The sequence below is a fragment of the Pseudomonas sp. ADAK13 genome (assembly GCF_012935715.1).
GTDB lineage: Bacteria > Pseudomonadota > Gammaproteobacteria > Pseudomonadales > Pseudomonadaceae > Aquipseudomonas.
The window spans coordinates 180,234-193,222 of sequence record NZ_CP052860.1 but is presented as its reverse complement, the minus strand read 5'-3'; the positions used below and the strand labels follow the sequence as shown (position 1 = coordinate 193,222).

Here is a 12,989-nt window from a genome sequence, read left to right as displayed (position 1 = left end):
TAAAGCGGCGGTGAGCCGCACCACCCACCCTGTCGCAAGGCAGGCCGGAGTGCGGCTCACGGCTTGAAGCTTTTAGCTAAAGAGGATTTTTTTTCATGTCGCAGAAATTTGACGTTGTAGTGATTGGTGCGGGCCCTGGCGGCTACGTTGCCGCCATCAAGGCCGCACAACTGGGCCTCTCGACTGCTTGCATCGAAAAATACACCGACAAGGAAGGCAAACTGGCGTTGGGCGGTACTTGCCTGAACGTTGGCTGCATTCCTTCCAAGGCGCTGCTGGACAGCTCCTGGAAATTCCACGAAGCGCAAGACGGTTTTGCCATCCACGGCATCAACCACGCTGGCGTGACCATGGACGTGCCAGCAATGGTCGGCCGCAAGGCCAACATCGTTAAAGGCCTGACTTCCGGCGTTGCTACCCTGTTCAAGGCCAACGGCGTTACTTCCCTGCAAGGCCACGGCAAACTGCTGGCCGGCAAGAAAGTTGAAATCACCAAGCCTGACGGTTCGGTAGAAGTCATCGAAGCCGAAAACGTGATCCTGGCTCCAGGTTCGCGTCCAATCGACATTCCACCGGCTCCAGTTGACCAGAACGTAATCGTTGATTCGACCGGCGCCCTGGAATTCCAATCGGTTCCAAAACGTCTGGGCGTGATCGGCGCTGGCGTGATCGGCCTGGAACTGGGTTCGGTCTGGTCCCGTCTGGGTTCCGAAGTCACCGTGCTGGAAGCCCTGGACACGTTCCTGCTGGCTGCCGACACCGCAGTGTCCAAAGAAGCGTTGAAAACCCTGACCAAACAAGGTCTGGACATCAAGCTGGGCGCTCGCGTTACTGGTTCCAAGGTTAACGGCGACGAAGTAGTCGTGACCTACACCGACAAGGATGGCGAACAGACCATCACTTTCGACAAGCTGATCGTAGCCGTTGGTCGCCGTCCAGTGACCACTGATCTGCTGGCTTCCGACAGCGGCGTGAACATCGACGAGCGTGGTTTCATCCACGTTGACGATCACTGCGCTACCACCGTGCCGGGCGTCTACGCCATTGGCGACGTGGTTCGCGGCATGATGCTGGCGCACAAGGCTTCCGAAGAAGGCATCATGGTTGTCGAGCGCATCAAGGGTCACAAAACCCAGATGAACTACGACCTGATCCCGTCGGTTATCTACACCCACCCGGAAATTGCATGGGTCGGCAAGAACGAACAGCAGTTGAAAGCTGAAGGCGTTGAAGTTAACGTCGGCACCTTCCCGTTTGCCGCTTCTGGCCGTGCCATGGCAGCCAACGACACCGGTGGTTTTGTCAAAGTCATCGCTGATGCCAAGACTGACCGCGTATTGGGCGTCCACGTGATTGGCCCAGGCGCAGCAGAACTGGTTCAGCAAGGCGCAATCGGTATGGAATTCGGCACCAGCGCCGAAGACATCGGCATGATGGTTTTCTCCCATCCGACCCTGTCCGAAGCGCTGCACGAAGCCGCGTTGGCAGTGAATGGCCATGCCATCCACATCGCCAACAAGAAGAAGCGCTAAGCGAGATAATAAGAAACCACGGCGGTTGCCCGTCGTGAGCCTTGTGCGCAAGACTCACCGCGGAATATCCGCTGGACGCAGTCTTGCGCAGTTTCACCACCCAGGGTTCAGGCTTTTGGTGGTTTGACTGTGCAAGCAGCAGTCACAGGTGGCGCGGCACTCAATAAAGAGCGCAGCGCCGAATGCGCAGTACCTAACGAAGACGGTAATAAGCATGAATCTTCACGAGTATCAGGGTAAGCAGCTGTTCGCTGAATACGGCCTGCCAGTATCCAAGGGTTACGCAGTAGACACCCCGGAAGCAGCAGCAGAAGCTTGCGACAAAATCGGCGGCACCGAGTGGGTTGTCAAAGCCCAGGTTCACGCTGGTGGTCGCGGTAAAGCGGGCGGCGTCAAGCTGGTTCGCAGCAAAGAAGACGCCAAAGCCTTCGCTCAGCAGTGGCTGGGCACGCGTCTGGTGACTTACCAGACTGATGCCAATGGCCAGCCAGTCACCAAGATCCTGGTTGAATCGTGCACTGATATCGCTAAAGAGCTGTACCTGGGCGCTGTCGTTGACCGTTCGAGCCGTCGCATCGTGTTCATGGCCTCCACCGAAGGTGGCGTGGACATTGAGAAGATCGCCGAAGAAACCCCAGAAAAAATTCTGAAAGCCACTATCGATCCACTGGTTGGCGCTCAGCCATTCCAGGGTCGCGAGCTGGCTTTCCAGCTGGGTCTGGAAGGCAAGCAAGTTGCCCAGTTCGCCAAGATCTTCGTAGGTCTGGCCAAACTGTTCCAGGATCACGATCTGGCCCTGCTGGAAGTGAACCCGCTGGTGATCAAGGCTGACGGCGATCTGCATTGCCTCGACGCCAAGATCAACATCGACGCCAACGCCATGTACCGTCAGCCTAAGCTGAAGACTTTCCACGATCCGTCGCAAGACGATCCGCGCGAAGCGCACGCTGCCAAGTTCGAACTGAACTACGTAGCCCTGGAAGGTAACATCGGTTGCATGGTCAACGGTGCTGGCCTGGCCATGGGTACCATGGACATCGTCAACCTGCATGGCGGCAAACCAGCCAACTTCCTCGACGTAGGCGGCGGTGCCACCAAAGAACGCGTTACCGAAGCGTTCAAGATCATCCTGTCCGACTCCAACGTCGCAGCAGTACTGGTCAACATCTTCGGCGGCATCGTTCGTTGCGACATGATTGCCGAAGGCATCATCGGTGCAGTGAAAGAAGTCGGCGTTAAAATCCCGGTGGTTGTTCGCCTTGAAGGTAACAACGCTGAACTGGGCGCTAAAGTACTGGCAGAAAGCGGTTTGAACATCATCGCTGCTACCAGCCTGACCGACGCTGCTCAACAAGTTGTCAAAGCTGCGGAGGGCAAATAATGAGCGTCCTGATCAATAAAGACACCAAGGTTATTTGCCAGGGTATTACCGGTTCGCAAGGTAGTTTCCACACCCAGCAAGCCATCGAATACGGCACCAAGATGGTCGGTGGCGTGACTCCGGGCAAAGGCGGCACCGAGCACCTGGGCCTCCCAGTGTTCAACACCGTGAAAGATGCTGTAGCTGCCACTGGCGCCACCGCCAGCGTGATCTACGTTCCAGCTCCTTTCTGCAAGGACTCCATCCTGGAAGCAGCATTCGGCGGCATCAAGCTGATCGTTTGCATCACCGAAGGCATTCCTACCCTGGACATGCTGGACGCTAAAGTTAAGTGCGACGAGCTGGGTGTTACCCTGATCGGCCCTAACTGCCCAGGCGTGATCACTCCAGGCGAATGCAAGATCGGCATCATGCCAGGTCACATTCACTTGCCAGGCAAAGTCGGTATCGTTTCCCGTTCCGGCACCCTGACCTACGAAGCTGTCAAGCAGACTACTGACGCCGGTTTCGGTCAGTCGACTTGCGTCGGCATCGGCGGTGACCCGATCCCAGGCTCGAACTTCATCGACATCCTGAAGCTGTTCCAGGAAGACCCGAAGACCGAAGCGATCGTGATGATCGGTGAGATCGGCGGTTCGGCTGAAGAAGAAGCGGCTGCCTACATCAAGGCACACGTGACCAAGCCGGTTGTTTCCTACATCGCTGGTGTGACTGCCCCTGCTGGCAAGCGCATGGGCCATGCTGGCGCAATCATCTCTGGCGGCAAGGGTACTGCAGACGAGAAGTTTGCTGCCCTGGAAGACGCAGGCGTTAAAACCGTGCGTTCGCTGGCAGACATCGGCAAGGCTTTGTCCGAGCTGACCGGTTGGGCTGTCAAGTAAGCCTCGCGCTTAACTGACGCTTCACCCCACAAAGGCCACCTTCGGGTGGCCTTTGTGCATTCTGAAGGTTGGTGGAGATCAAAATGTGGGGGCGGACTTGCTCCCACATTTGATCGTATTTCAAAATTTAGATATGAAAACGCGACATAAAAATGTCGCTTATCGGACAGTTCGCCCCGCAACAGTGCGTTTGACCCGCAAATTCGTTAGGCTAGCCGCCTCTTTATGCGTGCGCATCCCAAAAGGAAGCCCCGCGCTAGACCCGTCAGTCCCCATCAGGACCGGCAGTATTTCCCTCATCCATAGGGAAGCCCTCTCTAAATTCCGATTCAGTAGTGTGGTATTTCCTCAAATGAAAGTGTTGAAAAGCCAGGACATCCTGGCGTTGGGCTTTATGACTTTTGCCCTGTTCGTGGGCGCCGGCAACATCATCTTCCCGCCTATCGTCGGTTTGCAGTCCGGGCCTCATGTCTGGATGGCGGCGCTGGGCTTCCTGATCACCGCGGTCGGTTTGCCGGTGATCACTGTCGTCGCCCTGGCCAAGGTCGGTGGTGGCATGGACGCGTTGAGCAGCCCGATCGGCAAGATCGCCGGTGGCTTGCTGGCAGCGGCTGCTTACCTCGCAGTCGGCCCGTTGTTCGCCACCCCGCGAACCGCCACCGTTTCCTTTGAAGTGGGCCTGGCGCCGCTGACCGGTGAAAGCCCGCTGGCGCTGTTCCTCTACAGCTCGGTGTATTTCCTGTTGGTGTTCTTCATCTCCCTGTACCCGGGCCGTCTGCTGGATACCGTCGGTCGCTTCCTGGCGCCGTTGAAGATCATCGCCCTGGCCGTGCTGGGCATCGCTGCCTTCGCCCTGCCAGCCGGTGATGTGGGTGTCGCCACCCCTGAGTATGTGGCTGCTCCGTTCTCCCAGGGTTTTATCAATGGTTACCTGACCATGGATACCCTCGGTGCCCTGGTGTTCGGCATCGTGATCGTCAATGCGATTCGCTCCCGTGGCGTCGAGTCGCCGAAGCTGATCACCCGGTACGCGATCATTGCCGGGCTGATTGCCGGCGTGGGCCTGGCGCTGGTGTACATCAGCCTGTTCCGCCTTGGCTCGGGCAGCCATGAAGTGGCCGCCGGTGCCGCCAACGGCGCCGCCGTGCTGCACGCTTACGTCCAGCACACCTTCGGCTCCCTGGGCAGCGGCTTCCTCGCCGTGCTGATTTCCCTGGCGTGCCTGGTGACCGCGGTGGGCCTGACCTGCGCCTGCGCCGAGTACTTCAGCCGTGTATTGCCGCTGTCCTACAAGACCCTGGTGGTGATCCTGGCGGTGTTCTCGCTGTTTGTGTCCAACCTGGGCCTGACCAAGCTGATTGCGTTCTCGATCCCGGTACTCACCGCGATCTACCCGCCGTGCATCGTGCTGGTGGCCCTGAGCTTCTGTAAGGACTTCTGGCAGGAGCAGGGCCGTATCGTGGGCCCTGTGATGCTGGTGTCGTTCATCTTTGGCTGCATTGATGCGCTGAAGGGCGCAGGCCTGGCGGACTGGATGCCATCGCAACTGGCTCACCTGCCGTTGAGCGAGCAGGGCCTGGCGTGGTTGGTGCCTTCGGTGATGACCCTGGTGGTCGCCGTGGTTATTGATCGGCTGCTGGGCAAGCGCAGCGAAGCGATTGCTTAAAGCTTCTGGCCAAACGTTGTAATCGAAAATGCCCCGTATCAAACGATTCGGGGCATTTTTTATGGCTGTTATTCAGCGTCAGGAGCGGGGCTTAGTCCGACTTTTCGCACTTTGCTGCCCAGATAAAAGCAGCGGACAAAGTAAAGCCCGCACTTGGCGGGCTTTCTTTTGCAACATGACTTTTCAAGCCACGGTGTTCAAGTCGTCAGACTCAAGAACCGGTTGCAGGTGCTGCTTCTTTTGCGGCTGCGTTGTTCGATTCCTGCTGGGCTTTGGCAGCTTCAGCGTTTTCTTTTGCAGCGTCGTTCACTTTATCCTGAGCTTCACTCATTTTTTCTTGAGCTTGTTCAGCATGTTGGTTGGCGTCCTGAGCTTTGTCCTCGGATTTTTTATCGCAGGCAGCGAGGCCGAGGGCAGCGGCCAACATCAAGGAAATAGCTAAAGTCTTGCGCATGGGGTGTTTCTCCTTATTGAAGATATCTACTGGCCTTTCGAGCCTATGCCCAACGCTTAGTTCCTTAAATCTCACAGATATATAAGACGTTTTCCCAGGGAACTTTCACCAAGGTTGTCTACACCGCCGGATTCACACTAATAAGAGTCTTTAACGAATGACCGAAAATCCTCTTTTATCCCGTGCCACGCGTTTTGTTTCGGCCTTGCGTCACTGCCAGGTACTGGGTATCCAGGTGCATGCCGCCAGTGAAGACGGCATGACCCTGGTATTGCCCTATGGTCCGCATATTGTCGGTGATCCGCAGACCGGAGTGATCCATGGCGGCGCGCTGACGTCCTTGATGGACACCGCCTGCGGCATGGCCACCCTGTGTGTATTGCCGGAGTTCGAGGTCTGCCCGACCCTGGACCTGCGTGTCGACTACATGCACCCGGCCGAACCCCACAGGCCGGTGTTCGGTTTCGCCCAGTGCTACCGGGTGACCACCGACGTAATCTTCACCCGTGGCTTCGCCTACCAGGATGACCCGCAGCAGCCGATTGCCCATGTGGTGGGCACGTTCATGCGCATGGGCAAGCGCCTCAAGGGCAGCCAGGGCCTGGGTAATACGATCAAGGGAGAGCAGCAGCCATGAAGCATCAGTTCAAGACCCGACTGCAGCAGGCCCACGAGCGCGGCAACTACGACGCGCTGCTCAACCTGATTCCCTACGCCAAGCTGATCGGCATCGAATGCACGCGCCTGGGGGATGAATTGCTGTTCCGCATGCCGGCCAACAAAGACAACATTGGTAACCCGATATTGCCGGCGATCCACGGCGGGGTGATTGCAGGCTTCATGGAGCTGTCCGCCGCCTTGCATCTGCTGGTGTTCACCGGTGCACCGGGTGTGCCGAAGATCATCGATTTTTCCCTGGATTACCTGCGCGCCGGCCAGTTTCGCGACACCTACGCCAAATGCCAGGTGTGGCGCCAGGGGCGGCGGGTGGCCAATGTGGCGATTACTGCGTGGCAAAGCACCCAGGCTGAACCGATTGCCACCGCCCGTGCGCATTTCAAGATTGAGGAACCGGCTCGCCCTTGAAATCCTGGTCTTAGCCCCCAACTTTGATGACAACCCGCCGCCAACCCTCAAGGGCGCGGCCACTGCCATCCAATTGGAGTTTGATGACCATGAGTGTGGAAACTCAAAAGGAAACCCTGGGCTTCCAGACCGAGGTGAAGCAACTGCTGCACCTCATGATCCATTCGCTGTATTCCAACAAGGAAATTTTCCTTCGCGAATTGATCTCGAACGCCTCTGACGCTGTCGACAAATTACGTTTCGAAGCCCTGTCCAAGCCTGAGTTGCTGGAAGGCGGCGCGGAACTGAAAATCCGTGTGAGCTTCGACAAAGACGCGAAAACCGTCACTCTCGAAGACAACGGTATCGGCATGAGCCGTGACGATGCGATCACCCACCTGGGGACCATCGCCAAATCCGGCACTGCTGATTTCATGAAGAACCTGTCGGGCGACCAGAAGAAAGATTCGCACCTGATCGGCCAATTCGGCGTGGGCTTCTACTCGGCCTTTATCGTTGCCGACAAGGTTGAAGTCTTCAGCCGCCGCGCCGGCCTTGCCGCCAGCGAAGGCGTGCACTGGTCTTCCAAGGGCGAGGGCGAGTTTGAAATCGCCACTATCGACAAGGCTGACCGCGGTACGCGCATTGTCCTGCACCTGAAGTCCGGTGAAGACGAATTCGCCGATGGCTGGCGCCTGCGCAATATCATCAAGAAATACTCCGACCATATTGCGTTGCCGATCGAGTTGCCGAAAGAACAAGCCGCTGCGGAAGGCGAAGAAAAGCCTGCGCTGGAATGGGAAACCGTCAACCGCGCCAGCGCCCTGTGGACCCGTCCTCGTACCGAAGTCAAGGACGAGGAATACCAGGAGTTCTACAAGCACATCGCTCACGACTACGAAAACCCGCTGAGCTGGAGCCACAACAAGGTCGAAGGCAAGCTGGAATACAGCTCGCTGCTCTACGTACCGGGCCGTGCTCCGTTCGACCTGTACCAGCGTGAAGCGCCGAAAGGCCTGAAGCTGTACGTGCAGCGCGTGTTCGTGATGGACCAGGCGGAATCGTTCCTGCCGTTGTACCTGCGCTTTATCAAGGGCGTGGTCGACTCCAACGACCTGTCGCTGAACGTGTCGCGGGAAATCCTGCAGAAAGACCCGATCATCGACTCGATGAAGTCGGCGCTGACCAAGCGTGTCCTCGACATGCTGGAAAAACTGGCGAAGAACGAGCCTGAGCAATACAAGGGCTTCTGGAAAAACTTCGGCCAGGTCATGAAAGAAGGCCCGGCAGAAGATTTCGCCAACAAGGAAAAAATTGCCGGCCTGCTGCGTTTCGCATCCACTCACGGTGACGACGGCGAGCAGAACGTTTCCCTGGCCGAATACCTGGCGCGCGCCAAGGAAGGTCAGGACAAGATCTACTACCTGACCGGCGAAACCTACGCTCAGGTCAAGAACAGCCCGCACCTGGAAGTCTTCCGCAAGAAAGGCATCGAAGTGCTGCTGCTGACTGACCGCATCGACGAGTGGCTGATGAGCTACCTCAGCGACTTCGACGGCAAGAGCTTTGTTGACGTCGCCCGTGGCGACCTGGACCTGGGCAACCTGGATTCCGAAGAAGACAAGAAAGCCGCTGAAGAAGTGGCCAAGTCCAAAGAAGGCCTGGTTGAGCGCATCAAGACCGCCTTGGGCGATGCCGTCAGCGAAGTGCGGGTTTCCCACCGTCTGACCGATTCCCCGGCGATTCTGGCCATCGGCGAGCAGGACTTGGGCATGCAGATGCGTCAGATCCTGGAAGCGAGCGGTCAGAAGGTTCCGGATTCCAAGCCGATCTTCGAATTCAACCCGGCTCACCCGCTGATCGAGAAACTCGACGGCGAGCAGAGCGAAGAGCGCTTTGGCGACCTGTCGCACATCCTCTTCGACCAGGCAGCCCTGGCTGCCGGCGACAGCCTGAAAGACCCGGCCGCTTATGTGCGCCGACTGAACAAGCTGTTGGTTGAACTGTCGGTTTAACACCGTTGTAGAAAAACCCGCTTCGGCGGGTTTTTTCGTTCTAGAGCCTTTCACCTGGAGTAAATGATGAGCCAAATCACCGTGCGTTCCGTGGTCTATCAGATTGATGGCCAGTCTTATGAAAGCCGCCTGGCATTTGATGCCAGTCATAAGGGCCCGCTGCCAGGGTTGTTGATGGCGCCGAACTGGATGGGTGTCAGTGCCGGCGCTGAAGAGATCGCCAAGAGCGTGGCCAGCAAGGGCTACGTGGTCTTGCTTGCCGACTTGTACGGGCAAACTGTTCGCCCTTCGAATGGCGATGAAGCAGGTGCGGCGATGATGCCGTTGAAGAATGACCGGCCGCTGCTGAACAAGCGCATGCAAGTCGCGCTTGATCACCTGAAGACCCAGACCGAAGCGGCGGTGGATACCTCGAAGCTGGCAACCTTCGGTTTCTGCTTCGGCGGCTGCTGCTCCCTGGAGCTGGCGCGTACCGGTGCGCCGTTGAAAGCCGCCGTTTCGTTCCACGGCAGCCTCGACACACCGAACCCGGCCGATGCGAAAAACATCAAGGGTTCAGTGCTGGTGTTGCACGGCGCTTCCGACCCGCTGGTGCCGAAAGAGCAACTGCCGGCGTTTGAAGACGAAATGAACGCTGCCGGTGTGGATTGGCAATTGCTGAGCTACGGCGGTGCAGTGCACTCGTTTACCGACCCGCACGCGAACGTGCCGGGCAAGATGATGTATGACGCGAAGACCGCCGCACGGGCCTTCCAGTCGATGCATAACTTGCTGGATGAAGTGTTCAAGGGCTGATAGCGCGGTTCCCTGAACTGGCCCCTTCGCGAGCAAGCCCGCTCCCACATTCGACCGCATTCCCACTGAAGGAACGCGGTCGAATGTGGGAGCGGGCTTGCTCGCGATGGCTATTTAACGGGAAATAAAAGCGCTTAAGCCTTGCCTCCAGGCAACTCGATCCGCTCACTTTCCCCCGGCACCGTCGGCCAATCCCCGGCCGCCCAACGCTGGCGAGCCTGCTCGATCAACACCGGGTCACTCGCGACAAAATTCCAGTTGATCCGCCGTGGCCCGTCCAGCGCCGCGCCGCCGAACACCACCAGATGGCAATCCGTCTCGGCAAACAGCGCTAGGCTTTCGCCCTCCGGTAACACCACCAGGCTGTGCACCTCCAGCACCTCGCCCTCCAACTGCGCCTCACCCTCCAGCACATACACCGCCCGTTCCGCATGTTCATCCGGGATCAGCAGCGTGGTGGCCGTCTGCATTCGAACCTCGGCATACAGGGTGGGCGACAGCACCGGCACCGGCGATTCCAGGCAAAAGCCGCTGCCGGCAATCAGGCGAATCTGCACGCCAAGGTTCTCACTCACCGGCAAGCTGGCGGCGGGGTGATGGCTGTAATGCCCAGGCCCTTGCTCATGTTCCTTGGGCGAGGCCAGCCACACTTGCAGCCCGTGCAGGCCAAAACCACTGGCCTTGAGTGCTTCGGGGCTGCGTTCAACGTGGGCGATGGCGCTGCCGGCGGTCATCCAGCTGACGTCCCCGGCCTTTACAACCTGGTCGGAACCCAGGCTGTCCTTGTGCAGGAGTTCGCCTTCAAACAAGTAGGTCAGGGTGGAGAGGCCGATATGCGGGTGCTGGCGAATATTCATGCCGGTGCCCGGGGCATAGCGGGTGTGCAGCATATGGTCGAAAAACACGAACGGCCCGACGCTGCGGCATTGCCGGGAGGGCAACGGGCGCAGGATCGGTTGCCCTTCAACGTCTTCGGCGCGGGGGCGGATCACGGTCACTGTGGTCATGGTGCGTCCCAATCTGAGCGGGTTAGATGCCTCTGAGCATAACCCGCTCGACGGGAGGTTGCCGCTACTGGCTGAAGGCGCCTTCCGAGAGCCGGGTCTCGATGGTGACTTCGGCCGTGGTCATCAGCTTGTGCACCGGGCAGCGATCCGCCACACGGTGCAGCTCATCGCGCTGCTCGTCGGTGAGTACACCCTTGAGGGTGAGTTTGACGTTGAGCGTGTATTTGCCCTTTTGCTCTTCGGTGCTGTCATGGGTGACTTCCACGGTGACGCCGGTGAGCGGAATATCTTTTTTCTGGGCATAGAGCTTGACGGTCAGGGCCTTGCACGAAGCCAGCGCGGCATCGAAGTAATCGTGGGGAGAGGGCGCCGAGTCGTCGCCGCCCAGGCTCTTGGGCAGGTCGGTAAACAGCTCGTGGTTATTGATATTGACGCTGTGGCGGAAGTTTTCGGCGTTCAGCGTATTCACGGTAACAGGCATGGCAAACCTCACAGGGTGGCAGGAAGAAGGTCATGCAGTTATAGAGCATGCTGGCACCTTGGTGTTCCCTGTTGTTTACCGCTGAACCCGCAGGCGCGGCTTGAGGTCTACCTTTTTTAGCCCTTGTTTGAGATGCCCCTGTGCGCCGGACCCGCCTGAGTATTGCCCTGTTGTTGGCCGCCGCGAGCTTTGCGGTACAGGCCCGCGACTATGCCTACAGCGATGCGCACCTGCATTACGTCGACTTCTTCCAGGAGTCGGCGGGCATGGACAAGTTGCTCAAGGCCATGGCCGATAATCGCATCGAGCATGTGATGATTTCCGGGATTCCCGTGGCCAAGAAGTGGCACGAAGACGAACCCAAGCGCCCGCGCTATTACGCCGGGGATGACGCCGACGCCTATTGGTACAGCGCCACCGACGTGTTCGTCGCCGACGCGGTCAATAAACTTAGCCCGGAGCAACGTCAGCGCTTTCATCCGTTCCTCAGCGGTTTCAACCCCAACGACAAAAACGCGGCGTCCCACATCCAGCGCATGCTCGACCTCAATCCGGGGCTGTGGCAAGGCATCGGCGAAGTCTTCACCCGTCACGATGACCTGACCGCACTGACCTCCGGCGACACGCCAAGGGCCAATAACGAGGCGATGACCCGCATCTATCACCTGGCAGCGGAGAACGATTTGCCGGTGATGGTGCACTCCAACATCACCTCCAAGCGTGAGAAAAATCCGTTGTATCTGGCGGAAATGGAAGAGCCGCTGCGCAACCACCCGCACACCCGGTTCATCTGGGCCCATGCGGGCAGCAGCATGGAAATCCACCGGCACCAGACGCAGATGGATTTCTTGCTGCCCACCCTGGCGCGCCTGCTGGAGGCTTACCCGAACCTGTACGTCGACCTGTCCTGGAGCGTGCTCACGCCTTACTTGCTGGATGAGGCTGGAACGCCACGTCCTGAGTGGGTAAAGCTGGTGGAGCGCTTCCCGGACCGCTTCATGCTCGGTTCAGACGTGGTAGGGCGCTTCAACAAGCTCGGTAAGGAAATGCGCAGCTTCGACCCGTTCCTCGATGCGCTGCCTGAAGACGTGGCCAGAAAGGTCGCGCGGGACAATTTCCTGGCGATTTTGCCCAAGCCCAAGTGATGGGGTTTGTCATCCTGTCGTCATCCCTGCGTCATAAGCTGCGGCCTTCTCAAACAAGGAGTGCAGCATGCAATTCACCCGTTCAGGCGCCCTGGCGGCGCTGATGATGATCAGCAGCCTGGCCAGTGCCGAAGTGCGTATCGAAGGCCCAGTGGAGTTCGGCGTGTTTGATGGCCCTAAAGCCGATCTGCAAGCCGGGGAGCGCGTGCTGCGCCGCAGCAACGAACAGATCCAGGCCACCACCGTGGTGCCGGCGACGCTGGGCACCAAGTTCGGGCTGCGCTATCAATTGCTTGGCAAAGCTGCCGAAGACACGCCACTGACCTTGCTCTACTTCACCCCGGGCATTCGCACGCCGGACGGTGTGCGTCATGACAAACTCGAAGTGACCCAGAAGCTGGTTCCCGGTGCGCCGCAGGAGGTGATGGCGTTCGAGTTCACCGAGCACCACGAAGTCGTGCCCGGGGAGTGGCGTTTCATGGTGTTCCAGGGCGACCGCCTGCTGACGCAAAAGAGCTTTACCGTACGCTGAATCGCTACAGCCGGGGCGGGGCGATCATAAGGCGT

13 protein-coding genes are annotated in these 12,989 nt (G+C 58.6%); 10 read left to right on the top strand and 3 right to left on the bottom strand.

All coding sequences use genetic code 11. The features are described from left to right. The first annotated feature begins 95 nt into the window (after positions 1 to 95). From lpdA to brnQ, 4 genes are all read left to right on the top strand, one after another. Entirely contained in the window at positions 96 to 1,532 is a 1,437-nt protein-coding gene (gene lpdA / locus HKK54_RS00855; protein ID WP_010166256.1) for a dihydrolipoyl dehydrogenase, read from the top strand. 214 nt (positions 1,533 to 1,746) lie between these two features. Next, positions 1,747 to 2,913: an ADP-forming succinate--CoA ligase subunit beta gene (gene sucC, locus HKK54_RS00850; RefSeq protein ID WP_169385913.1), complete on the top strand. Its 1,167-nt coding sequence runs from the start codon at positions 1,747 to 1,749 to the stop codon at positions 2,911 to 2,913. Then, on the top strand, positions 2,913 to 3,794 hold the full coding sequence (gene sucD, locus HKK54_RS00845; protein ID WP_010166265.1) for a succinate--CoA ligase subunit alpha: 882 nt from the start codon (positions 2,913 to 2,915) through the stop codon (positions 3,792 to 3,794). The genes sucC and sucD overlap by 1 nt, the downstream gene beginning before the upstream one ends. Before the next feature lie 352 nt (positions 3,795 to 4,146). Continuing rightward, positions 4,147 to 5,460 (top strand): branched-chain amino acid transport system II carrier protein, encoded by a 1,314-nt coding sequence (brnQ, locus tag HKK54_RS00840; protein ID WP_010166267.1) that lies wholly within the window; start codon positions 4,147 to 4,149, stop codon positions 5,458 to 5,460. 211 nt (positions 5,461 to 5,671) lie between these two features. Here the strand turns inward: brnQ and HKK54_RS00835 are convergent, their stop codons facing one another. After that, a complete protein-coding gene (locus HKK54_RS00835; RefSeq protein WP_010166269.1) occupies positions 5,672 to 5,914 on the bottom strand; it encodes a hypothetical protein in 243 nt (80 codons plus the stop codon). A gap of 157 nt (positions 5,915 to 6,071) precedes the next feature. Between HKK54_RS00835 and HKK54_RS00830 the strand changes: the two genes are divergently transcribed. From HKK54_RS00830 to HKK54_RS00815, 4 genes are all read left to right on the top strand, one after another. Further along, a complete protein-coding gene (locus HKK54_RS00830; protein WP_010166271.1) occupies positions 6,072 to 6,551 on the top strand; it encodes a PaaI family thioesterase in 480 nt (159 codons plus the stop codon). After that, positions 6,548 to 7,000 (top strand): PaaI family thioesterase, encoded by a 453-nt coding sequence (locus tag HKK54_RS00825; RefSeq protein ID WP_169385912.1) that lies wholly within the window; start codon positions 6,548 to 6,550, stop codon positions 6,998 to 7,000. Before HKK54_RS00830 ends, HKK54_RS00825 begins: the two co-directional genes overlap by 4 nt. An 89-nt stretch (positions 7,001 to 7,089) precedes the next feature. Beyond that, positions 7,090 to 8,994, top strand: coding sequence for a molecular chaperone HtpG (gene htpG / locus HKK54_RS00820; RefSeq protein ID WP_169385911.1), 1,905 nt, complete (start codon positions 7,090 to 7,092; stop codon positions 8,992 to 8,994). A gap of 66 nt (positions 8,995 to 9,060) precedes the next feature. Beyond that, positions 9,061 to 9,789, top strand: a complete 729-nt coding sequence (locus tag HKK54_RS00815; protein ID WP_008434010.1) for a dienelactone hydrolase family protein — start codon at positions 9,061 to 9,063, stop codon at positions 9,787 to 9,789. A 134-nt stretch (positions 9,790 to 9,923) separates the two neighbouring features. Here the strand turns inward: HKK54_RS00815 and HKK54_RS00810 are convergent, their stop codons facing one another. Together HKK54_RS00810 and HKK54_RS00805 are read right to left on the bottom strand one after the other, a co-directional pair. Beyond that, the gene (locus HKK54_RS00810; RefSeq protein ID WP_010166277.1) at positions 9,924 to 10,796 is read right to left on the bottom strand and encodes a pirin family protein; all 873 of its coding nucleotides are present in this window, start codon (positions 10,794 to 10,796) and stop codon (positions 9,924 to 9,926) included. 64 nt (positions 10,797 to 10,860) lie between these two features. Then, entirely contained in the window at positions 10,861 to 11,277 is a 417-nt protein-coding gene (locus HKK54_RS00805; RefSeq protein WP_010166279.1) for an OsmC family protein, read from the bottom strand. Between the two features lie 140 nt (positions 11,278 to 11,417). Here HKK54_RS00805 and HKK54_RS00800 point away from each other — a divergent pair, with 140 nt between their 5' ends. Then, positions 11,418 to 12,422 (top strand): amidohydrolase family protein, encoded by a 1,005-nt coding sequence (locus HKK54_RS00800; protein ID WP_010166281.1) that lies wholly within the window; start codon positions 11,418 to 11,420, stop codon positions 12,420 to 12,422. A gap of 67 nt (positions 12,423 to 12,489) precedes the next feature. Beyond that, positions 12,490 to 12,954: a DUF3859 domain-containing protein gene (locus HKK54_RS00795; RefSeq protein WP_010166283.1), complete on the top strand. Its 465-nt coding sequence runs from the start codon at positions 12,490 to 12,492 to the stop codon at positions 12,952 to 12,954. Positions 12,955 to 12,989 lie beyond the last annotated feature (35 nt).